The sequence below is a fragment of the Photobacterium minamisatsumaniensis genome (assembly GCF_050336695.1).
In the GTDB taxonomy this organism is placed as follows: domain Bacteria; phylum Pseudomonadota; class Gammaproteobacteria; order Enterobacterales; family Vibrionaceae; genus Photobacterium; species Photobacterium minamisatsumaniensis.
Genome location: NZ_JAKJSI010000046.1, coordinates 1 through 20,123 on the forward strand (window position 1 = coordinate 1; position 20,123 = coordinate 20,123).

Sequence of the window (20,123 nt, forward strand, 5' to 3'; positions counted from 1 at the left end):
CATTTAATGACTCTTAATAATCAGTATGTAATAGTTTAATTATAACCATTATTCAATATTTATTAGACATTATTTAAATATGGTTATTCTGATGAATCAATAATATATAAAGTAAATTTGCTTTTTCATTTTTCTTAGACTACTGACCTCTATCAATGCAATAATCATTAAAAGCATAAAACCAATCATAAATAATGCTGTAACTGCTATGTTACCCAACAATAATGACAGTATTAAGCATATAAATGAAAGTATTAAAGAAAAAGTTCTCATAATCATATCTATCCTTGTTATACAAAAAAGAGGAAGGTTAAACTACTCTATAAACCACTTATCACTATAAACAGCTGTTGATGATATTTTTTCCTTTTTTTTCTGACTCGACACTGAATCAACAATAAATCCTAAAACAATGGAAAAGTAACCAAGTAGTGAGAAAGAAATCAATAAAATATCCTCTATTTCAACGGCTAGATATATACTAAAAAACGATATCAATAAGCCTATATACTTCGTCATCCTCTTTCTCCTCTCATTCAATACATTCTTCAATGTGAAATTTGCCTAAAATCTTGCAACTGATCATTTTTCCAAGGTTATCAAAACACTCACAATCAGACAGTACATCAGTCATTTTCACCGTAACAGCACGATACGAACGACTTTCCAATTTCTGTCTATTTTCATTTTGACATCCAAAAAGAAAGATGATGGAAATACTGCATATCACTTTCAATAACATCACTCTGTCCCGTGCTGTTGATTTGATTTAAATGATACGAATTGAATATGGAAGGATTGGGGATGAAATGTGCAAATAATGAGGAGAAACACAATAGCGTTATTGTGAGAAGAAAAAGATAGAAAAAGTCCTATTCAATAATGGCTAAATTAAGCGGCTATTGAATAGGACTCTCGTCCTGAATGCTTGCCTTTGCGTTGAAAGCTTCCTTTGCCCTTCTTCGATTTCACAATGCGAGTATGAAACAATTTACTTGTCACTGCGGCTTTTAACGCATTGTCGTTAATTATACCGCGGCCTAAATCGGTATCATGGTAACCGTTGCTTGGAGAAGCCTCTACCAGCTGTAATTTACGCTTTTTACTCATCGTGTATCCTCTATGATCTTGTTTATGGTTGACAACCTCGTTGTCAAACACAGCATTTTAACGCGTTCATGCTACTGTTGACTAGGGTTAGCTTGTTTGCTGTTGATAATGTGCCTTATAAAGCTTCAAGAAATGCAGGACAATTTCACGCGCTACATCAGTCTCACAGTTTGTAAGAAAGACAATCCCCGTCTGCGTTTCTGTATTAAATAACATTTCAGTTCGAATTCCCTTCACCCAACCACCATGATGAACAAAGCCTTTAATCTTCTTATAATCAAACGTACGCCACCCTAACCCATAATATACATTACTAAGCTGTTTACGATATCGGTATTGATTTGCGCGAATATGAGGCTTATGCATTACACCTAATGAAGATGGCCGAATGACTGTTGGATTATGGCCAAATTGCGCCAGCATCCATTTAGCAAGATCTTGCGCACTGGCATTCACACCTGCAGCGGCTGGTACTCGATAATAATAAGGTGCAGGCTTAACCGCCGCAAAACCCGCTTTCACTTTTACATGAGGTACAACACGGTTTTTCGTCGCTTTAAAAGCATCCAGCCCATATGAGGCATGATCCATTTCTAACGGGATGAATACGTTTTCTTTCACAAAAGTGGCGTAATCCATGCCAGAGGCAAGTGCCAACATTTCAGCGCTGAGATTATAAACAATATTTTGATAGCCGTAGCAATTGCCAGGGTCACAAACAAATTTAACGCGATCAAGCATCTGTAAAATGCGCGTATATTTCACATTATCTTCTAATAAGTCTGAATATGCTTGAGGTACCAACCCAGTAGTATGAGACAACAAATGGCGCAAAGTCACTTCACTGCCGAGTTCAGCATCGCTGAACTCTATGTTATCGAGATAAGGAATAACATGGGTATCCCATTCTAATATGCCTTTATTCACCAATATAGACACTGCAGCCGAGGCAAATGTTTTAGAAATAGACGCCAAAGGAAACACCGTGGCTGAATTGACTTTTTTTGCTCCTCCCGTCTTCGTAACGCCATACCCTCTTAATAAACGTACATTACCATCGATAATGACAGCTAAAGATGCTCCCGGTATGCCCTTTTTCACAGCATTTTTAACGTAAGTATCAAGGTTAAGTGCTATATCATCATTATCAGCCGCGGCACTCTGATTTGTAATCGTTATTAAAGCAGCGAACCACAGCACCTTACATAACTTGCTCACGATAAACACCTCACCATTCACCCACACTAAGCGTAGTTGCTGGTAATGCTTTCCCTTTTTCTCTCAATTGAGAATTTACGCGATTAATAGCAGGCTAATGACACTTCATTTCAGGATAATTTTGTATTATTTAGTCACCGTTCAAGAAAAAAATTACATTTTGAGCTATGATTATTTTGTTTTTAAATCATAAAAAATAGTGTATTTTTTATTTAGGAAGAAAAATTCGCTATTTAACTCAGCGTACAAGCGTTAGCTAAAAATATATGTACACATGTACGCTGAATGGCTTAGAAAATAAAAACAAACGTGTACACGTGTACGCTGAAAATAAGTTTATCTCTTAATGTAATGATAGAACAGTGTGTTTAATGAGCATTTTTAGCGCTTTTACACTAATCACCAATATTGAATAACATACTGATATTTAAAGGTATGATGTACCGTAGCTCGACTAAAAGCGAGATCTGGGACACATTTTCTCTTTTCTTATTTTAATTAATCATTACAATACATCGCCTTGTTCCAGTTATGAACAGTATTTATTAAGGTTTAGCCATGAAAGTTGTCGATTTTTTAATGCAAAAACGTGATGGTCTGTCATTGCATTCGTTTGAGCTAAAAGATTTACTCTCTCCATCTCTTCGTGAACATTGGCTTGATTTTGTTAATAAAGCGAATAAGTCGCAATTAGGCCTTTTGATTGCTGAAAAAAAATCGGCGTCTAATGATGATGTCGCTGAAATATCACCTGTTGATCATCCCTCTCCTAAAGCCGAGTCAGCACCAAAAGAAATGACAATTGTCATGAAACCTGAGGCTGAAGCTCTTTACCATGAACTAACAGCAACGCTTGGTGAAGTGATTCATACAGGCCAATGGTTAGCCGTTGATCAAGACCGTATTAATAGCTTTGCTGCTGTTACTGGTGATCACCAATGGATTCACACGGATCCTGAACGCGCTGCTGCTGAATCACCGTTTAAGACCACCATCGCTCACGGCTTTTTGACCTTATCACTGCTCTCGGTATTAACTGACAGCGTTGACCCAGAAAAGCAAAAATTTCCAACGGCTAAAATGATGGTCAATATGGGCCTGAATCAAGTCCGTTTTCCTTACCCTGTAAAAGCAGGAAACCGCGTACGTGCAACGACTAAAATTGAGTCTGTTACTCCAATCAAGCGCGGGTTAGAAATTGTGCAAGTTTTAACGGTTGAAATCGAAGGTGTACGCCGCCCTGGCTGTGTAGCAGAATCTGTGATCCGCTTGCACTTCTAGATATACCGTAGTTCACACCCTCATTTTAGAACCAAAGGCCATGCCTTTGGTTTTTTATTTGCATGCTAAAAAAATCCGCAAATACGTTACTCCCTATCCAATCGCCTTCTCGCAAATAAAAAGTGCTATCAATACTTTACACGAGCATATTTTTACTATTAAATCCCACACAATAAAACAATATTCGAAACAAATGTAAAACAATAAATCATTCACCAGACTAATGCCTGAATGATTTTTAAAAATTACAAAGGGAAGTCAATGATTCGACTTGTTATAGCCATTACAGTCCTCGCCATAGTTTCGTTAACCGCATATTTGAAAATGCTCAATATTCAATCAGATGCAAGACGTGCAACATTACAGACAGTGGTAAGCAATATGCACACTATGTCATCAATAGTCTATACAAAATCACTGGTTAATAGCTCAGAGACGCGTTGTTACAGTATTAGCGAAGATGCAACTGTCGAGAACAGTTTCATTTTCATTGATGATATTTATACCTGCAATGGGTATCCAACCGCTCATATTGATAACGTAAAAAGGGCTTTTGATATTGATGATGACCTTTTCATCACCAATAGAGGGGATGACAGTAACGGCCGTACCGCCTCTATCTCATTTAATCAATCTGAATCACTCAACAATCAGTGTTTCGTCAGTTATACCGATGCTGTTAATACAGGCATGTACATTGTTAAATTTAAAGACAGTGGCTGCTAAAAACTTGCGCGCCTTGTTATGAGGCGCACATATTAGTCATCTTACAATTATGGCCATTAAGCAATGGCCTCTAACTTGGTAATAAATGATTCAGCATCTTGTTGGAAAAGTGGCAAGTGTTGAGCGATCTTTTCATCAGGCCAATCCCACCAAGCTAATGCACTAAGGCGATCCCCTATCGACTCATCATCAAATCGAAGTCTCAATACACGCGCAGGATTACCAACAACTATCGACCAAGGCGCGACATCTTTAGTCACGACACTACCCGCTCCAACGATAGAACCATTACCGACAGTTACACCCGGTAAGATAATAGCACCATGACCAATCCATACATCATGCCCAATTAATACTTTGTCTTCAGCCCGCCACGCGAAGTCATCGAGATCGGTAGGGTTTTCTCCAAGTTTGTATTTTCCTGGGCGGTAAGTGAAGTGGTGCAATGTTGGACGCCACCAAGGGTGATTACTTGGGTTCACCCTTACGCTGGCAGCAATGGAAGTAAATTTACCAATCTCTGTAAACATCAAATTTGAATCATTTTGGATATAACTATAATCCCCTACTTCGACATTATTCAGAACACAGCGATCACTTATCTCGACCCAACGGCCAAGCTGGGTATTATGCATTTGACAGCTATCAGCCACCTTTGGCTCAGCGCTGAGTGTCGGTGATAACGGCTGAGATGTTGGCGTATCCATAATTGAATTCCTGTCCATCGGAAACTAAGAAGAAGGTGTGGTTAAAATATTGAGGGTTATCCATTGCCCAGCTTTCAAAGCTATGACCAATATGGATCAACCCCATTCTTGCCACATTGCATGAAGATTGAATCTGCTTAGCAAGAATAACGTCATTATGGTTTTGTGGCTGTTCGCCAACATCTCGGCTAACAGGAGGAAAACTACAATCAATCAGCACCAAATCAACTGGGTTTTCCAATAGCCATTGCTTAACCTTTTCAGGCAGATCGACAGTGTCGGTCAAATACGCTATTCGCTTCCCCTGCCATTCAAAGCAATACCCCATACAAGGTTTTGAATGGATCATCGGCAATGGTGTAATACAAATACCTTGCCAGTTGAAAGGCTCGAAGGCCACTTTCGGTAATTGAAAATCTAAAATTCCCGGATGTTTAAACAGATCATCACAGCCCGTAGGGTCATCAGGCCCATCAACAGGTATTGATACATTCACTCCCCATCGTAAATCAAACAGCGCATGAACATGATCCATATGATAATGAGTCAGTAGGATCCTATCGATTTCGCCTGCGGGAAAACGAGTGAGCAAATTATCGGCATTGGCATCTATCAATAATTGTTTGTTATTTACGCTCAATACTGCCGACGTTTTTCCACGGCGATACTGAGGTTCAACTTTAGCTCTATTACAGGCTTTACAACTGCAACCATAAACAGGTAACTGACGAGCGTTTCCTGTCCCTATCGCCGTTAATTTCATTTTTCCACTTCCTACACTTTCGTAATGGGTAACGTCAGACTTCCCTGATAGAAAGGCATTTAGCAAATTGCTTCATGGTACTTTCCAACGTGTCGCTATTATCAATAACAACCCCTTCTTCAGGGCATTGTCGGCGATATTGCTCAGCCCTTGCCATCCGCTTTACAATTTCACTGTCACTTTCTCGTCCTCGTTTATAAAGCCGTTGCTCTAGCACCGCAGGCTTTACATCAATCATGACAGGAATAAGTTTATCGCCATACAAAGTAATTGCTGTATCAAGGTAGGCGCGCGAACCATTGACAATCACATCGACACCTTGCGACAGCCATATATCAATTTCTTTTCCCACACCGTAGCTGTAACCATTTGCCTGCCAATCCATAGCAAAAAAGCCTTGCGATTTACGTTGAAGAAACTCGGCAGCAGAAAGCTCAACATGGTTCTCGCCACCCGCTTCTGCAGCGCGTGTAATATAGCGATGAGCAACCATCATTTTACCTGGCCACAATTCACGTGCTGCTTGTAATACGCTATCTTTCCCTGCACCGGATGCACCAATTACATAAAATAGCCTTGCGCTTTTATTTCGCACTCTCACCCTCCCTATTTTGTCATCACAAGTGATACTGAATCTAAAACACCTGACGGCCTTCACGCCAAACACGGGTCACATAAGTATGATCATGCAAGTGATGCGCCAACACTAAATCTGCGCGTTTTCCTTCGGCAATCACACCGCGATCATTAAGCTGCAGCGCTTGAGCTGGATTCAATGTTGCTAATTTGGTGGCTGCAGCTAAATCAAGGCTATTACGATCATCTTCCGCTAATTTGAAAATAGCATCGAGTAAGCTACTCGGGTAATAGTCTGACGATAAAATGTCTAACACACCCTGTGCGGCAAGTTCATGAGCAGCCACGTTTCCAGAATGAGATCCACCTCGAACCACGTTTGGTGCGCCCATCAAAACTTGCAAACCGAGTTCATGAGATGCTTGCGCAGCTGCTACCGTTGTTGGAAATTCCGCGATAACCATACCAAGGTCATGCGACTCTTTTACATGTTCAAATGTTGCATCATCGTGGCTTGCCATTGGAATACTACGCTCACGACACTGGCGAGTAATTTCAGCACGGTTAATGGCTGACCAACGCTCAGAACGCGCTCTTTGCTCAGCCTCGAACTGATGCATTTTCTCGTCACTGAACTTATACTTTCCTTGATAATATTCACGGTATTTCTGAACATTGACGAACTGACGCTGCCCTGGCGCATGATCCATCAAGGATACTAAATGAACGGCAGGCACATCCCTATAACGTTCAAACATATCGACTGTGGTTTCATGTGGGACTTCACAGCGTAGATGTAAAAAATGTTCTGCGCGATTAACACCACGTTTTTCACTTTCGACAACCGTATTAATTAAATGATCGAGGTTATCTTGTCGTTTTCCGCCTTCTCGGTAGTCACCCAAAGCAACGGCATCCAACACTGTGGTAATACCCGAACCAATCAACTGCGCATCGTGAGCACTCATAGCAGAAAAAGGTGGCCAATCCACTTTAGGACGAGGCGTGAAATACTTTTCTAAATTATCAGTATGAAGCTCAATTAACCCCGGCATCAACCAACCCGCTTCACCATTATAAGCTTGGGGTAATTGACTTGGTGTATCTGACATTGCTTTGATAACACCGTTTTCCAACTCAACAGAGCCATTGACGACTTGATCTTCAAGTACTAGGTGTACATTGGTAATAATCATTGTTTTCCCTTTCTCAGACTATTAAGCAACCTGACTCGTCGCCGTTTCTTGCTGTGTTACTGCAACTGATGGTGCAGTCGTTGTCGATTCCATATCATAAAGACGATCTGCCACTTGGCTTCTGACCTCTTCATCATGGAAGATACCCACAATCGCGGCACCACGGGCTTTGGCTTCTTCAATTAAACTCACAACGACAGCACTATTTGTTGCGTCGAGTGAGGCTGTTGGCTCATCAAGTAGCAATACGGGATAATCAACAATGAAGCCTCTAGCAATATTCACACGTTGCTGTTCACCACCAGAGAAAGTTGCTGGAGCAAGATGCCATAAGTGCTCAGGTACATTCAGACGTGATAATAACGTTGCTGCCTTTTGTTCTGCCTCTTGACGACAGCCACCGATTTCTAGCATCGGTTGCATCACAACCTCTAGCGCACTGATACGAGGAATAACCCGCAAGAACTGGCTAACCCAGCCAACAGTATCGCGGCGAACATTCAAAATAGCGCGAGGTGTTGCTGTAGCAAGGTCGACCCATTCACCATGATGACTGATCGTTATCGACCCTTCATCAATGACATAGTTGGCATACAACGCTCTTAGCAACGTCGATTTACCTGATCCGGAATGACCGTGAAGTACGACACACTCTCCTTGATTAACCGTTAATTCTGCGCCTGTTAAAACAGGAAGCTCAATACCGTTTTGGTTATGCAGAATAAAGGTCTTAGTGACATTTTTTACATTTATCATTGGCTTATTCATGTCTAATACTTCCCTTAATTCTGTAATACCGACGAAACCAGTAGCTGGGTATATGGATGTTGTGGGTCATCAAGCACTTGGTCTGTTAACCCTGTTTCAACGACTTTACTTTGCTTCATTACCATCAAACGGTGAGCAAGCAAGCGGGCAACGGCTAAATCATGCGTTACGATCACCACAGCTAATTCTAAGTCGGTAACTAACCGGCGTAATAAATCCAGTAATTTGGCTTGTACCGACACATCAAGCCCGCCAGTAGGTTCATCCATAAAGATTAATTTGGGATGGGTAACCAAGTTACGAGCAATTTGTAAACGCTGCTGCATGCCTCCCGAAAACGTTGTTGGCATATCATCAATACGTTCAGCTGGAATTTCTACATCACCTAACCATTGCTCCGCCTTCTGACGAATTTCTCCGTAATGGCTTTCACCAACCGCCATCAAACGCTCACCAATGTTCCCCCCAGCCGATACTCGACCTCTAAGGCCATCCATTGGATGCTGATGCACCACGCCCCACTCTGTACGTAATAGATGGCGTCGTTGACTTTCTGCCATGGCATACAAATCTTCAATTTGGCTGATTTGTGAAACGGCATTTCCTCGTAAATACAAAACCTCACCATCATCCGGCGCTAAACGCCCTGAGATGGCCTGCAATAATGTACTTTTACCTGAACCAGACTCACCAACAATCCCAAGTACTTCACCGGGATACAAGTCAAATGACACCGATGAGAAACCTTTCCCCGGCGCATAGAGCTTAGTGAGGTCTTTGACTGAAAGAAGCGGCTGTTCCTGATTATTCACTGTTTTTATTCCATCATTCATTACGTCTTACCCTATTGCGCCTGCGCTGATTGTTGCTGTGTTTGTTGTTCATTATTTTGACGACAATAATCAGTATCAGAGCACACAAAAACACGATTACCTTCATCATCAATAACCACTTCATCAAGGAAGGTGTCTGTTGCACTACAAATACTGCACGGCTCATCCCATTGCTGAATTTCAAATGGGTAATCATCAAAGTCCAAGCTTTGCACTTTGGTGTAAGGCGGAATGGCGTAAATACGTTTTTCACGTCCAGCACCAAACAACTGCAGTGCGGCCATTTGATCCATTTTCGGGTTATCGAACTTCGGGATCGGGGACGGATCCATAATGTAACGGTCATTAACTTTTACGGGGTAAGCATAAGCTGTTGCGATATGACCAAAGCGCGCGATGTCTTCATACAATTTGACGTGCATGATCCCGTACTCTTGAAGCGCATGCATTTTTCGCGTTTCTGTTTCTCGTGGCTCAATAAATCGTAACGGCTCCGGAATTGGCACTTGATAAACTAAGATTTGATCTTTTTGTAATGTAATTTCTGGAATACGGTGGCGGGTTTGAATAATCGATGCTTCTGTTGTGGTTTCTGTCGTCTTCACATCTGCTACCGTCTTAAAAAACGACCGAATTGATACCGCGTTTGTGGTGTCATCAGCCCCTTGGTCAATCACTTTTAAAGTATCGTCTTGCCCTACTATCGCTGCAGTTAATTGAACACCGCCAGTTCCCCAGCCGTAAGGCATTGGCATCTCACGCCCACCAAACGGTACTTGATAGCCTGGTATTGACACTGCTTTCAAGAGTGCACGGCGGATCATGCGCTTCGTTTGCTCATCAAGATAACCATAGTTATATCCATGATTGGTTGAGTTTTGCGTTTTTTGAGACGTTGTATTACTTACCTGAGACATTTATTTCCCCTCACTATCTGACTTCTGTGCCATCATCTCGTCGTGCTCTTTATGCATTTTTCGCAATAGTTCCAGCTCTGCTTGGAAATCAACGTAATGCGGCAACTTCAGATGGGAAACAAAACCTGCGGCTTCAACGTTATCGGCATGGGCAAGGACAAATTCTTCATCTTGCGCAGGGCCATCAACAGGTTCACCATACTCTGCACCTTGTAGCGCCCTATCAACCAGTGCCATTGACATGGCTTTGCGCTCGGTAAAACCAAAAGTCAGGCCATAGCCTCTTGTCAGCTTTGCTTTTTCTTGCTTACTGCCGATAAATCCATTAATCATCTGGCACTCAGTCAGTTCGATATCACCAATATCGATATCAAAGCCTAACTCTTCCGGACACAGTGACAGCGTCACCTTTCCTGAGCGCATTTCACCCGCAAATGGGTGATTTCGGCCATAACCACGCTGAGTTGAATAGCCAAGTGCGAGTAAGTAACCTTCATCACCACGGGCTAACTGCTGTAAGCGAGCCGAGCGATCACACGGGTAGTTAACTGGCTCCATCGTAATATCTTCTGGTAACTGACCGTCGTCGTTTTCTGTCACCATCAAATCAAGCTTTTCTAAAATACCCAGCACTTGTGGACAGGGCTCTTGTTCGGTTTGAATACGCTCTGGAGCAGGATATTCACCTTCAGCGAGCAAGCTGAAATCAAGTAAGCGATGCGTGTAATCATATGTCGGCCCCAATAACTGCCCGCCAGGCAGATCTTTATATGTGGCAGAGATCCGTCGCTCTATTTTCATCGCAGAGGTATCAACAGGCATCAACACAGCCAAACGTGGCAATGTTGTGCGATAAGCTCGTAGCAAGAAGATGGCTTCAACTAAATCCCCAGCGGCTTGTTTAATTGCCAACGCTGCCAACTCTTTATCGTAGATCCCGCCTTCGGTCATCACCCTATCAACTGAACCTGTCAGCTGCTCACTAATCTGGCTAACCTGCAACTCAGGTACTTCTGGATTACCACGACGTTTATGTGCCTGAAGTTGGTGTGCGGCACTGATTGCTTTTTCACCGCCTTTTACTGCTACATACATGATGAAACCTCCACCGATGTTGAACGTGGAATAGCAACGACTTGTTGCCCTGACACAAAGATAAAATCTAAGCCTAGTGGGAACTGTTTGCCCTGCTCACAAAGACGGTCTACTAATGAGGTCGGTAAATCACCAAGTTTGACTGTTGTTTGGGTTTGAATACCTGGTCCACTTAATACAAAGCTTGCACCTGCTTCAACACTGTCAGTTTCAATAATCACAGTCGTACTACGATCTGGATATTCTTCATCACCTTCGTTAAAAGACAGTGAATCAAGGTTCAATGTAGCCAGATCTTGTTTGGCAATAACGGCAAAATTGGCTTTATTCGGCGCAGCATTGGTGACTGCACCACTATGAAAATGGATATTCTCAGTTGCCGAAGCGTCTTGACTCAGCGATGTTGATAGCCAAAGCGGCGTACTATTATCCGCCATAGCAAGCAGTACTTGGCTTGTCGCAGACATCATCGAACCAAAGCCGTGACAACGGTCAAGTGTTACCACTACACCAGGTTCTGACATTGCAGTTAGCAATCGACGAAAGCAAGCTTGGCTGTCGTGAACGGCATCTGTAAAAGCCGAGGTAATATTACTCATGTATTTCTCCGTTAATCCTTTTCGGCTTTTAGTCTTCGCCACGCACCATGGTGAAAAAGTCAACCTTACTACTTGCAACTTGTTGTTGAACCAGTATTTCTTGTTCTTTTTTGTCTGCAGCCAATGGTGTGATCACCTGATTAATAATGACTTCTCGGTACTGATTGGTTTGCAGCAAAGMATCGATAACAGCGGCAAGTTCAGCATGTTGTTTATTCCGTCCTTGCAGGTAGCTATAACCCAATTCACCACTGGTTATTTGCACAACTGCTCTTGTTATCGTGACATCACCAATATTGAACTGACGACCTGTTCCTCCCATTTTGGCCCTCACTTGCGCAAGACCAATTTCAGCTGGGCGAATAGTCTGATATTCAAGCGGAAGTGCCTGTATTGCATTCAATGCTTTCCAATGTTGTTCCAGTGTTTCAAAGCTTGCTTTCGCTAGCACTGACATCCAGTGTTTTCTCTGGTCAGTCGTATCCATTTAGTGCTCCATGACTAATTCAATGACATCAGAACGGGTATTTGAGCTGGAATATTCAGCAATGACCTCAGTTCCTTTAATGACATTCGTGGTTCGTATTTTCAGTAATGGTATGTTGGAATTAATTTGTAGTAGTCGACAATATTCCGTACTTGGCATTTGCGCTCTAAGCCGCGTACTTTTTCTGATTAAATCCACACCCAATTCTTTTTTTAAAAACTGATGCAGTGACCCTGATTTAAAATGCTTTAATATTGGCCACCACGTATATTCAGGTAAATAATGGTCAATGACGGTACGTGGCACACCATCTATTTTCCGGAACGTGCGAATATGAATAATCTTCTTCTCTTGTTCGCAATTTAATTTTTTTGCTAACGACTCACTAGCTAGCATAGTGCGAGATTTCAATACCTCACATCGAGGCAGTGAGCCTTGTTCTAACAGGTTTCCAGTAAAGTGGGCGCCAGCATGAAGGTGATAATCCGCTGGCTGACTAACTACCATATTCCCCTTACCTTGATGTCGCATTACTAAACCAGCAAATACCAATTCATCAATCGCACGCCTTACGGTGTGGCGATTAACCGAAAAGAGTTCTGCCAATTTAGACTCTGATGGTAAATAATCACCGTGAGAGTATTTATTGCGAACGTCATCCTCCAGTTTTTTGGCAATTTCTAAATACACTCGCATGAATCATCCCTGTTTTATTTCCCATTCACTTATCTAGACATGTAAACGTAAAATTTTTATTTATTCATTAATCTTCTATGAAGGTTAAATGAATTTCTTACGAATAATTTGGGAAACAAAATCAATAATGCTGACAGTAACAATCACAATAAACATAATGGCTGCCGTTTGTTGCATCTGGAAGCCAGATATAGATTGCCAAAGCAATACGCCAATGCCACCAGCACCGACCATACCAACAACCGTTGCTGAGCGAATGTTTGATTCTAACCGATAGAGCGAATATGAAATCCACAGTGGCAATACTTGCGGAATAACGCCGTATAAGATTACTTCAAAAGAATTAGCGCCTGTTGCTTTAATCCCTTCTATCGGGCCTGGCTCAACCGCTTCTACTGCTTCGGCAAACAGCTTTGCCAATACACCAGTAGTGTGTATAAACAATGCCATTACACCAGCAAATGGCCCTAACCCCACCACTACAACGAACAACATGGCAAACACCATTTCATTAATGGCACGTAGTGCATCCATTAAACGGCGAACGGGAAATGTCACCCATGTAGGCATTAAGTTTTCAGCACTCAATATACCAAACGGTATCGCCAGCAAAATTGACAGTAGTGTGCCCCAAATACCAATCTGAATCGTCACTAGCATTTCTGATAGGTATAACTCGAGATCAGTAAAGTCCGGCGGAAAGAAGTCATTGAGCAATTGAACCATATTTTCAGGGTGCTCAAGAAACATCATCGGTGCCATTTCAGCACCACGCCAAGCCCACATCAATACACTTAGCACTATAACTGCTATCACTGCATTTTTAATTGATAGCTTAGATTGTGGCATCATTAGTTGAGTTTGCATTTATTTGTCCTTTTCCGCAGTAAGAGCCATGTTTGTTATAAACGGCTCTCCCTGCTTAAATTCCTAATTAACCTTCAAGTGCTTGGATTTCTTTTTCAAGTTCCGCTAGTTCAGCTTCATATTTAGCAATACGTTTCGCTTTTTCGCTGTCACTTAAACGCGGGTTATCTTGGGTTTCAACCAATGATTTATAAGCTTCCATTTGGCGGATTGGCAGCAGTTGGTTATTATCTGCAGCGGAGAAGCCTGACCAAGAAAGTAGCTTAAGGTTTTCTAACTGGTCTTTATTATCTTTACCGTAAGACAAGAAAAACTGGCGAGTTTTCTCTTTTAAGTCCGGAGATATATCTTTCCGCCATGTCATTACATCAGAAGGTATCAACGCTGACTGCCAAACCACCTTCAGCTTATTAAACAAATCAGGTGTGCTGCTTTCTAAACGCATCAAATTCATCGTGTGATTCGTCGCAACATCCACGCGCTTGTTCGCTACAGCAACTGCATTTGCTGCATGGCCCGCCGCTATGGTGCGTTTGAAGTCATGCGCTGAAATATGATTCTGAGCTAACGCATAGTAATTGGGAACGAGGAAGCCTGACGTTGAGTTTGGCTCACCATTACCAAACGTTAGATCCTTACGATTATCAATAACATCTTGCAGTGTATTGATCTTATCGTTCTCGCTATTGACGAGTAGAACACTGTAATAACCTTCAAGGCCATCTATATCGATATAGCGAGCAAATATTTCTGCATTAGCCCGATCAACAGCTTCCATTGCCGATTTATTACCAAAGTAAGCGAAATCAACCTTTTTGAAGCGCATCCCTTGGATGATCCCTGCATAATCTGGGGCAAAATATGCTTTAACTGGAATACCAAGTTCTTTGCTTAAATCATTCAACATTGGCTCCCAGCGCTGCTTTAAACTTTGTTGAGCATCCGTTGTAATAATGCCAAAGTTAATCTCTTCAAGTGCTTCTGCAAATGTCGTCATCGGAGCCATAATGCTTGCTGTAATCACCAACGAGCGGCCTAAGTTTTTAATCGTGCGTAGCATGATTATTCCTCTATTATTCCGTTAGATTAATATGAAGGTGCCAATTCGGTAACGGGTAGCAAAGTGTCTGTTTCTGGCTTTTTCGCTGCATAGAGCGCATTCAATTTTTGTTCACTCAAATCAGTCGAGGCACCTTGATAAAACACCTCACCATCGCGTAGTGCGATGATCTGTTCGCAATACTTCAAGGCATGTTCGACTTGGTGCAAGGTAACAATTACCGGAATGCCTTCTTTTTTATTGATGTCTTCAAGCAGCTCCATCACGATACGTGACGACTCAGGATCTAATGAAGCAATTGGCTCATCCGCGAATATGATCTTAGCTTCCTGCATCAGCGCCCTAGCGATAGCCACACGTTGCTGCTGACCACCTGATAAAGTAGAAACTCGCTGGTAGGCGAACTGCTCCATACCAACCCGCTTCAAGGCTTGAAGTGCCCGCTTTTTTTGTTCGGTCGTATAAGTACCTGTTAATGTACGCCACTTTGGGGTAGTACTTAGCGCTCCAACGAGGACATTGGTCATCACACTCAAGCGATTAACTAAGTTAAATTGCTGAAATATGTAACCTGATTGGGCGCGGCATTGCCTGATCTGCTTACTGGCTTTTCCCTGACCTTGAACAGTCTCACCTAATACTTTTATCTCTGAAGCCGTCGTTTTATCCGCGATAATAAGACCACTTAAATGACGTAATAATGTCGATTTTCCAGAGCCAGAAGGCCCTAAAAGTGCAGTCATCGAGCGATCATTTATCGTAAGATTAATATCTTTCAGCGCTTGCTTAGACCCGAAAGTCTTACTCACATTACGTATTGTTATGATGGTATCCATGTCCGTCATCTCATGTCTGATTCGAGATACACAGTGCAGGTTTTATATGACTGTTTTATTGATAAGACATGTCAGAATCATGACTAACATTACAGCTAATCAACTTGTTGAGTGGTCTACCTTATTGTTTATAAAGTAGATAAGTCGTGATATGAAATGTAATGAGGGAACTTGTCTAGATAAGAGGTTAAAAAAAGGTTCATTGTTTAAGCCCTCTCTAATTATTCCAAATTATTAAAGAGGGACTTCTTGTATTCAGTTATAAATAACTAACCACACTTAGTTATAGGTAGGGAGAATATTTTAGCCATTCATTGACTTCATTAACCTTAATGAATTCAACGTTACTAATATTGTTCCACCCGCATCAGACAATACTGCCCCCATTAACCCTGTGATGCCGAAAAGCGTCGTGGCAAGGAAAAAGGTATTGATACCCAGTGCAATGACAATATTTTGCCTAGTGATAGACGCAGTATTTTTTGATAACTGAATCATCATTGGCAGCTTTGTCAGCTGTTCATGCGTAATCGCAGCATCTGCCGTTTCCAGAGCAATATCGCTACCACGGCCCATCGCGATTCCCAATTCAGCTGTTTTCAACGCAGGTGCATCATTAATACCATCACCGATCATTGCAACCGCACCCTGGGTTTCATCTTGCAGCTGAATAATCGATGTCACCTTATCTTCAGGCAAAAGCTCAGCTTTATAATCAATCCCTAATTCATTCGCAATTGATGCAGCGGCTCGACGATTATCTCCCGTAAGCATGACGCTCGAGATCCCCATTCTCTTTAATTCATCGATTGCTTGCTTCGCATCGTCCCTTAGCGTATCAGCGATCCCGATCAACCCTAGGACATTCTGATCTTCTAATACAACAACGACCGTATTCCCTTTTGATTCGAGCTCTTGCACCGTACTTTCACAATCGCTATTTGAAAGTACACCCTCAGCAACATAACGCGGGGCCAAGATTTGTATCTTTCTACCCTCAACATCACCAATAACACCTCGCCCATTAATGACCTGAATGTTATTCGCTTCTACACGCTCTACCCCATTATCCTGTGAATACTCGATAATGGCTTTTGCCAAGGGGTGGCTAGAGCCCTGCTCTACAGATGTAGCAAGCTTCAACAGGGTCGGCAGTGTTTCACCATAGGGTAAAACCGCTGTCACTTTCGGCTTACCTTCAGTTAAAGTGCCGGTTTTATCAAAAGCGAGCTTAGTGATATCTTTTAATTGCTCAAGCGATGCTCCACCTTTAATTAACGCACCAAACCTTGATGCTGAAGTCAGTGCCGATGTGACTGCCGCAGGTATTGAAACAACCAAAGCACAAGGGCATGCAATCAGTAGTAATGCCAACGCTTTATATACCCAAGGCATCCACTCTGCACCGAATAACATTGGTGGAATAACCATTACAAGAGCAGCAAGTGCCATTACCAAAGGTGTGTACCAAGCACTAAAGGCATCAACCATCCGTGCGATTGGTGCTCTACGTTCTTCAGCTTCTTCGATAAGGGTGATTATTCGGTCAATCGCATTATTACCCGCTTCTGACTCAACGGTTAACCTTACTGGCTGATCTTCAACTAAACTACCAGCAAGGATTTTTTCTCCTTTGTTTCTGGTAATGGGAATAGACTCACCCGTTAACGCACTTTCATCAAAAATGCCTAACTGACTCTCAAGTATGCCATCAACAGGAAGTCGGCTCCCCGGTAGCACTTCAATGGTATCGCCCGGATTCAGGAAATCTGCTTGTACTTCTAATCGTTCGCCATTCTCGACCTTTAATGCCGTATCTGGTGTCAGGTTCATTAAGCTTTTAATGCCGGCTTTTGCTTTTTGACTCGCGAACCCTTCCAACATTTCGCCAATGGAAAATAATAGAAGCACTAATCCAGCTTCAACGGTTTCACCTAAGATCAAAGCACCAATAGCTGCAACAGTCATTAGCGTTTCTATGCCGAACCATGTGCCATTTTTCATTTGCATAAAAGATTTATAGGCAAAAGGAACAACACCGACCACGGTTGCAATATAGAACCCTATTTCACCAAAGCCCGAGTCAATGGCCGTTAGTATGGTGGCGATCGTCATTAATGAAGCTAAGAGAGAAAAAGTGGTATAGTTTTTCCAAAACGGCAGTTCTTCATCCGAGTCATTCGTTTTTAATCGAAACCCAAGTTGATTCACCGTTTGCTCTATCAGGTCGGGATCGGCATCTTCATCTAAAATAGCAATGAGCCGCTCGGTAGCAAAAGTAACTCGGACTTGCCTAACGGGTTTCATTGATTGCAGTGCTTTTTCTATTTTGGCAGCACACGCCGCACAATCCATTCCTGTAACACTATAGCGATAGCTCTTATTGCCTTTAATAGAAACTGCATTCGATCTGGTTACGGCTGCAGAACTACAGCACGACTTGCTTGCACATTCACTCATTTGCTCACTCCTTTAAAAAACTAAAGCAAGCATAACCCTTGAGTTAACTCCAAGGTCAAGAGTGTATTATTAAAAAATTAAAATTCACCAAATCGCTGGCAAAAAAAAGGCTGGGATATCCCAGCCAAAGTCACACACTATTTATTCATATGTTGCCGTATAGGATTATGTTTCCATGTTAACACGGGGTCTATCTGACTAATTTCAAACGACAGAGCACAAATGACCGCCCCAGTTTGATTAATAGGCTCTAACCACGCTTCTAACAGCTGGCATATATCGTCGCCAGCATGCTTTAACTGCTCTTGCGTACGACCAGAACCTACCCGGAAATTAACATGGATATACGCATATAACGGGTTACCATTTGTCACTCTAAAATGATTAACCGCAGTAGCTCGACTACGGCAGCCCGTTATAGGAAAGAACTCTGATTGCTCGATAAACCCATGCAACGAATGGAACAGTTCATCAAAACTCACATGCTTTTCAAGGTTTGGTGAATAATCAATAATAAAATGTGGCATCCTTTTCCTTCCTAATTTCTTTTCCCTAGCAAATCACTTCGGGCATTAAACCCTATGCCTTCTGATGCATTATGAATACAACAATTGTGGCAAGAACAGTGATATTTCAGCAATTACCATAACAAGTAATAAACGCACAATATCAGCACACCAAAACGGTGTTACACCACGAAATATTTCACTGGTTCTAATATTCTTTAATACTGCTTTCAATACAAAGACGTTCATACCGACAGGCGGAGTAATTAGACTAATTTCAGTGACAATCACGACAACAATACCAAACCACACTAGATCAAAGCCTAGGCTTGCTACCAAAGGAAAGAATACTGGTACCGTCAACATCAGCATCGACAAGGACTCAAATACCATTCCCAAAACAATGTACACCGCAATGATCATTAGAATAACCATCGTCGGCGAAACATCGTACGCCGAAACAAGATTCAATAGGTCGTCAGGCAAACCTGCACGATTGATAAAGTTTGAAAATATAAGTGCCCCAATTAACACGCCAAATAACATGCCGGTTGTTCTAGACGAATCACTCAACACGTCAAATAGCACACGCCAGTTTAAAGATTTACGTAAAATCGCGATAACAAATGCACCACCAGCGCCAATTCCAGCCGCTTCAGTTGGTGTAAAGATGCCACCATAAACGCCGCCCATCACTAAAATAAACAGACCAACAATGCCACGTACTTTCTTAATTTCTTGCCAGCGCTCAGACCAGCTCATTAACTCACCGCGAGGACCTGCACTTGGGTTACGCCAGACTACGTATTGCACAGCAGCCAAATAAAGCAACACACCTAACAAGCCCGGAATGAGCCCCGCTGCAAATAATTCTCGAATGCTCGTTTCTGTTAATAGGCCATATAAAACCAAAATAACACTTGGCGGGATCAGTATTCCCAGCGTACCACCAGCCGCAATTGATGCGGCAGCAAGGGAATCAGAATAACCAAATTTACGCATGGGCGGCATCGCGACTTTGGCCATCGTAGCCGATGTTGCTAAGCTTGAGCCACATATGGCAGAGAAGCCGCCACAAGCCAGAATGGTTGCCATAGACAAACCACCGCGCCGATGACCCAGCAATGCATATGATGCAGTATATAGTTCTTGCGATAACCCTGAACGTGTAATCAAATTACCCATTAAAATAAACAGCGGGATGACAGACAAGTTGTAATCTTGCGCAGTATCGATAACCCGTCTCGATGCCATGGTTAATACACTTTTCCAACGAAACTCATTGAACGTCGAAAAATCAAGTCCTTGCAGGTAGGCAAAACCAAAGAACCCTACTACCCCCATCGCTAATGCTATTGGCATTCGCATAACAAGGATAAAAACCAGCATAATGGCAAAACCAATGAGTGCAACTTCCATGTT

Annotated in this window: 21 protein-coding genes and 1 pseudogene; 2 read left to right on the forward strand and 20 right to left on the reverse strand. The window is 42.2% G+C overall.

What is annotated here, in order from left to right; all coding sequences use genetic code 11:
* Positions 1–315 precede the first annotated feature (315 nt).
* The 3 genes and pseudogenes from L4D78_RS22360 to L4D78_RS22370 all read right to left on the reverse strand — a co-directional run bounded on the left by L4D78_RS22360 (position 316) and on the right by L4D78_RS22370 (position 2,328).
* On the reverse strand, positions 316–519 hold the full coding sequence (locus L4D78_RS22360; protein ID WP_428468970.1) for a hypothetical protein: 204 nt from the start codon (positions 517–519) through the stop codon (positions 316–318).
* Positions 520–903: 384 nt separating this feature from the next.
* Positions 904–1,110 (reverse strand): annotated as a pseudogene (locus L4D78_RS22365) (alternative ribosome-rescue factor A); the annotation flags it as partial.
* 87 nt (positions 1,111–1,197) lie between these two features.
* The gene (locus tag L4D78_RS22370; RefSeq protein WP_428468971.1) at positions 1,198–2,328 is read right to left on the reverse strand and encodes a serine hydrolase domain-containing protein; all 1,131 of its coding nucleotides are present in this window, start codon (positions 2,326–2,328) and stop codon (positions 1,198–1,200) included.
* Positions 2,329–2,886: 558 nt separating this feature from the next.
* On the opposite strand from L4D78_RS22370, the gene L4D78_RS22375 reads away from it, so the two are divergent.
* On the forward strand, positions 2,887–3,609 hold the full coding sequence (locus tag L4D78_RS22375) for a MaoC family dehydratase (protein WP_428468972.1): 723 nt from the start codon (positions 2,887–2,889) through the stop codon (positions 3,607–3,609).
* A 261-nt stretch (positions 3,610–3,870) separates the two neighbouring features.
* A complete protein-coding gene (locus L4D78_RS22380; protein WP_428468973.1) occupies positions 3,871–4,335 on the forward strand; it encodes a prepilin-type N-terminal cleavage/methylation domain-containing protein in 465 nt (154 codons plus the stop codon).
* A gap of 56 nt (positions 4,336–4,391) precedes the next feature.
* Here the strand turns inward: L4D78_RS22380 and L4D78_RS22385 are convergent, their stop codons facing one another.
* From L4D78_RS22385 to L4D78_RS22465, 17 genes are all read right to left on the reverse strand, one after another.
* On the reverse strand, positions 4,392–5,042 hold the full coding sequence (locus tag L4D78_RS22385; RefSeq protein ID WP_428468974.1) for a DapH/DapD/GlmU-related protein: 651 nt from the start codon (positions 5,040–5,042) through the stop codon (positions 4,392–4,394).
* On the reverse strand, positions 4,996–5,805 hold the full coding sequence (gene phnP / locus L4D78_RS22390; RefSeq protein WP_428468975.1) for a phosphonate metabolism protein PhnP: 810 nt from the start codon (positions 5,803–5,805) through the stop codon (positions 4,996–4,998). Before phnP ends, L4D78_RS22385 begins: the two co-directional genes overlap by 47 nt.
* Before the next feature lie 34 nt (positions 5,806–5,839).
* A complete protein-coding gene (gene phnN, locus L4D78_RS22395) occupies positions 5,840–6,400 on the reverse strand; it encodes a ribose 1,5-bisphosphokinase (RefSeq protein WP_428468976.1) in 561 nt (186 codons plus the stop codon).
* Between the two features lie 40 nt (positions 6,401–6,440).
* On the reverse strand, positions 6,441–7,577 hold the full coding sequence (phnM, locus tag L4D78_RS22400; protein WP_428468977.1) for an alpha-D-ribose 1-methylphosphonate 5-triphosphate diphosphatase: 1,137 nt from the start codon (positions 7,575–7,577) through the stop codon (positions 6,441–6,443).
* A 21-nt stretch (positions 7,578–7,598) separates the two neighbouring features.
* A complete protein-coding gene (gene phnL / locus L4D78_RS22405) occupies positions 7,599–8,345 on the reverse strand; it encodes a phosphonate C-P lyase system protein PhnL (protein ID WP_428468978.1) in 747 nt (248 codons plus the stop codon).
* Positions 8,346–8,359: 14 nt separating this feature from the next.
* Entirely contained in the window at positions 8,360–9,178 is an 819-nt protein-coding gene (gene phnK / locus L4D78_RS22410) for a phosphonate C-P lyase system protein PhnK (protein ID WP_428468979.1), read from the reverse strand.
* 11 nt (positions 9,179–9,189) lie between these two features.
* Positions 9,190–10,095: an alpha-D-ribose 1-methylphosphonate 5-phosphate C-P-lyase PhnJ gene (locus L4D78_RS22415; RefSeq protein ID WP_428468980.1), complete on the reverse strand. Its 906-nt coding sequence runs from the start codon at positions 10,093–10,095 to the stop codon at positions 9,190–9,192.
* Positions 10,096–11,190 (reverse strand): carbon-phosphorus lyase complex subunit, encoded by a 1,095-nt coding sequence (locus tag L4D78_RS22420; RefSeq protein WP_428468981.1) that lies wholly within the window; start codon positions 11,188–11,190, stop codon positions 10,096–10,098. It abuts the gene before it with no gap.
* Positions 11,181–11,789: a phosphonate C-P lyase system protein PhnH gene (phnH, locus tag L4D78_RS22425; RefSeq protein WP_428468982.1), complete on the reverse strand. Its 609-nt coding sequence runs from the start codon at positions 11,787–11,789 to the stop codon at positions 11,181–11,183. The genes L4D78_RS22420 and phnH overlap by 10 nt, the downstream gene beginning before the upstream one ends.
* A 28-nt stretch (positions 11,790–11,817) precedes the next feature.
* A complete protein-coding gene (gene phnG, locus L4D78_RS22430) occupies positions 11,818–12,276 on the reverse strand; it encodes a phosphonate C-P lyase system protein PhnG (protein ID WP_428468983.1) in 459 nt (152 codons plus the stop codon).
* Positions 12,277–12,972, reverse strand: coding sequence for a phosphonate metabolism transcriptional regulator PhnF (gene phnF / locus L4D78_RS22435; protein ID WP_428468984.1), 696 nt, complete (start codon positions 12,970–12,972; stop codon positions 12,277–12,279).
* 84 nt (positions 12,973–13,056) lie between these two features.
* The gene (phnE, locus tag L4D78_RS22440) at positions 13,057–13,839 is read right to left on the reverse strand and encodes a phosphonate ABC transporter, permease protein PhnE (RefSeq protein ID WP_428468985.1); all 783 of its coding nucleotides are present in this window, start codon (positions 13,837–13,839) and stop codon (positions 13,057–13,059) included.
* Positions 13,840–13,906: 67 nt separating this feature from the next.
* The gene (gene phnD / locus L4D78_RS22445) at positions 13,907–14,899 is read right to left on the reverse strand and encodes a phosphonate ABC transporter substrate-binding protein (RefSeq protein ID WP_428468986.1); all 993 of its coding nucleotides are present in this window, start codon (positions 14,897–14,899) and stop codon (positions 13,907–13,909) included.
* A gap of 26 nt (positions 14,900–14,925) precedes the next feature.
* The gene (gene phnC / locus L4D78_RS22450; RefSeq protein ID WP_428468987.1) at positions 14,926–15,735 is read right to left on the reverse strand and encodes a phosphonate ABC transporter ATP-binding protein; all 810 of its coding nucleotides are present in this window, start codon (positions 15,733–15,735) and stop codon (positions 14,926–14,928) included.
* A 303-nt stretch (positions 15,736–16,038) separates the two neighbouring features.
* Positions 16,039–18,195 carry a heavy metal translocating P-type ATPase gene (locus L4D78_RS22455; RefSeq protein ID WP_428468988.1) on the reverse strand — a complete coding sequence of 719 codons (2,157 nt, stop codon included), beginning with the start codon at positions 18,193–18,195 and terminating at the stop codon, positions 16,039–16,041.
* A gap of 137 nt (positions 18,196–18,332) precedes the next feature.
* On the reverse strand, positions 18,333–18,722 hold the full coding sequence (locus L4D78_RS22460; protein ID WP_428468989.1) for a hypothetical protein: 390 nt from the start codon (positions 18,720–18,722) through the stop codon (positions 18,333–18,335).
* Positions 18,723–18,791: 69 nt separating this feature from the next.
* The gene (locus tag L4D78_RS22465) at positions 18,792–20,120 is read right to left on the reverse strand and encodes a TRAP transporter large permease (RefSeq protein ID WP_428459799.1); all 1,329 of its coding nucleotides are present in this window, start codon (positions 20,118–20,120) and stop codon (positions 18,792–18,794) included.
* Between the last annotated feature and the right edge of the window lie 3 nt (positions 20,121–20,123).

What these genes read in the sequence shown, in the direction of transcription:
- L4D78_RS22465 (WP_428459799.1), bottom strand. Translation starts at nt 20,120, where the DNA reads ATGGAAGTTGCACTCATTGGTTTTGCCATTATGCTGGTTTTTATCCTT.
- phnC (WP_428468987.1), bottom strand. Translation starts at nt 15,735, where the DNA reads ATGGATACCATCATAACAATACGTAATGTGAGTAAGACTTTCGGGTCT.
- phnD (WP_428468986.1), bottom strand. Translation starts at nt 14,899, where the DNA reads ATGCTACGCACGATTAAAAACTTAGGCCGCTCGTTGGTGATTACAGCA.
- L4D78_RS22375 (WP_428468972.1), top strand. Translation starts at nt 2,887, where the DNA reads ATGAAAGTTGTCGATTTTTTAATGCAAAAACGTGATGGTCTGTCATTG.
- phnP (WP_428468975.1), bottom strand. Translation starts at nt 5,805, where the DNA reads ATGAAATTAACGGCGATAGGGACAGGAAACGCTCGTCAGTTACCTGTT.
- phnL (WP_428468978.1), bottom strand. Translation starts at nt 8,345, where the DNA reads ATGAATAAGCCAATGATAAATGTAAAAAATGTCACTAAGACCTTTATT.
- L4D78_RS22380 (WP_428468973.1), top strand. Translation starts at nt 3,871, where the DNA reads ATGATTCGACTTGTTATAGCCATTACAGTCCTCGCCATAGTTTCGTTA.
- phnM (WP_428468977.1), bottom strand. Translation starts at nt 7,577, where the DNA reads ATGATTATTACCAATGTACACCTAGTACTTGAAGATCAAGTCGTCAAT.
- L4D78_RS22360 (WP_428468970.1), bottom strand. Translation starts at nt 519, where the DNA reads ATGACGAAGTATATAGGCTTATTGATATCGTTTTTTAGTATATATCTA.
- L4D78_RS22415 (WP_428468980.1), bottom strand. Translation starts at nt 10,095, where the DNA reads ATGTCTCAGGTAAGTAATACAACGTCTCAAAAAACGCAAAACTCAACC.
- L4D78_RS22420 (WP_428468981.1), bottom strand. Translation starts at nt 11,190, where the DNA reads ATGTATGTAGCAGTAAAAGGCGGTGAAAAAGCAATCAGTGCCGCACAC.
- L4D78_RS22455 (WP_428468988.1), bottom strand. Translation starts at nt 18,195, where the DNA reads ATGAGTGAATGTGCAAGCAAGTCGTGCTGTAGTTCTGCAGCCGTAACC.
- phnH (WP_428468982.1), bottom strand. Translation starts at nt 11,789, where the DNA reads ATGAGTAATATTACCTCGGCTTTTACAGATGCCGTTCACGACAGCCAA.
- L4D78_RS22385 (WP_428468974.1), bottom strand. Translation starts at nt 5,042, where the DNA reads ATGGATACGCCAACATCTCAGCCGTTATCACCGACACTCAGCGCTGAG.
- phnK (WP_428468979.1), bottom strand. Translation starts at nt 9,178, where the DNA reads ATGAATGATGGAATAAAAACAGTGAATAATCAGGAACAGCCGCTTCTT.
- phnE (WP_428468985.1), bottom strand. Translation starts at nt 13,839, where the DNA reads ATGCAAACTCAACTAATGATGCCACAATCTAAGCTATCAATTAAAAAT.
- L4D78_RS22460 (WP_428468989.1), bottom strand. Translation starts at nt 18,722, where the DNA reads ATGCCACATTTTATTATTGATTATTCACCAAACCTTGAAAAGCATGTG.
- phnF (WP_428468984.1), bottom strand. Translation starts at nt 12,972, where the DNA reads ATGCGAGTGTATTTAGAAATTGCCAAAAAACTGGAGGATGACGTTCGC.